Origin of the sequence: Shewanella sp. AS16, assembly GCF_021412365.1 — a bacterium.
GTDB classification, from domain to species: Bacteria; Pseudomonadota; Gammaproteobacteria; order Enterobacterales; family Shewanellaceae; genus Shewanella; species Shewanella salipaludis.
Genome location: NZ_JAKCLK010000169.1, coordinates 1 through 306, shown reverse-complemented (window position 1 = coordinate 306; position 306 = coordinate 1). Strand labels below are relative to the sequence as shown.

Below are 306 nucleotides of genomic sequence, written 5' to 3'. Positions count from 1 at the left end.
CGTTAAGCGATTACTACCAGTGCCGTGCTGGCCCGGTATCAATATGCACAAAGTTACTACGTGGGTAATATCCTACACCACCTGCGCGCATAGATAACGCGGCTTTGCGAATATTGCTTAACGCGATACCTTCAATGTGGAAATCCATCGCCTGGCCTTTAGTGTGATAGCTTTTCTTCGCTACTCCACGGCTGCGGGCGCGTAGTTCATTGTTGGTATCAATGGAACGATAACCGGAAATGAGTTGCACCGGTTTGCGGGTGCCTAACAACCCTTGCAGGCGATACAACTGGTCGAATAATCCTG

General features: G+C 49.7%; 1 protein-coding gene. It reads right to left on the bottom strand.

Going from position 1 to position 306, the window contains the following annotated elements; translation table 11 throughout:
- Positions 1 to 13 precede the first annotated feature (13 nt).
- Positions 14 to 306 (bottom strand): YcbK family protein (locus LZP73_RS19830; RefSeq protein WP_234236627.1); only part of this gene is annotated, 293 nt, incomplete at its 5' end.